Genomic DNA, 577 nt, shown 5'->3' with positions numbered 1-577 from the left:
CCGGCTCCGGCTCCGGCTCCGGCTCCGGCTCCGGCTGCCGCCAAGGCCGATAATCTGCAACTGATCAAGGGCCTCGGCCCCAAGCTTGCGGGCCTGCTGAACGGCCTCGGCGTCACCGGCTTCCAGCAGATCGCCGACTGGACCGACGCCGATATCGCGGCGATCGACCCGCAGCTCGGCGCCTTCCAGGGCCGCATCGCGCGCGACGATTTCGTCGACCAGGCGGGCTATCTGGCACGCGGCGACAAGGCGGGCTTCGAAGCGAAATATGGCGCGCTCGGCGGCGAGTTGTAGCACCAAGTTCCGACCGATAGCCGACATCCCGTATCCGTCACCCCAGGCTTGACCCGGGGCCTGCCTTGTCTTTGATCCGGTGGTGCGAGAAGGAAGGCGGGTCCCGGGTCAAGCCCGGGATGACGAGGGTCTGAAAACGACCGAAAGGCGACATCTGAAGCATCGTCATCTCGGACGGAATCCTCGGGTTCGCCCTGCGGCGTGGGTGATCTATATTTCACGCAAAGGCGCAAAGGCGCCAAGAAAAAGAGCCTCACACAAAGACACAAAGAGGCCGGGTCAC

At 64.6% G+C, this 577-nt stretch carries 1 pseudogene; it reads left to right on the top strand.

Going from position 1 to position 577, the window contains the following annotated elements:
- Nucleotides 1–294, top strand: a pseudogene (locus B1A78_RS21950) (hypothetical protein); the annotation flags it as partial.
- Nucleotides 295–577: the final 283 nt, after the last annotated feature.

It is taken from the genome of Sphingopyxis sp. KK2, assembly GCF_001990265.1.
Classification (GTDB): domain Bacteria; phylum Pseudomonadota; class Alphaproteobacteria; order Sphingomonadales; family Sphingomonadaceae; genus Sphingopyxis.
The sequence above is the reverse complement of the archived record's forward strand: the minus strand, read 5'-3'. Positions and strand labels throughout refer to the sequence as shown.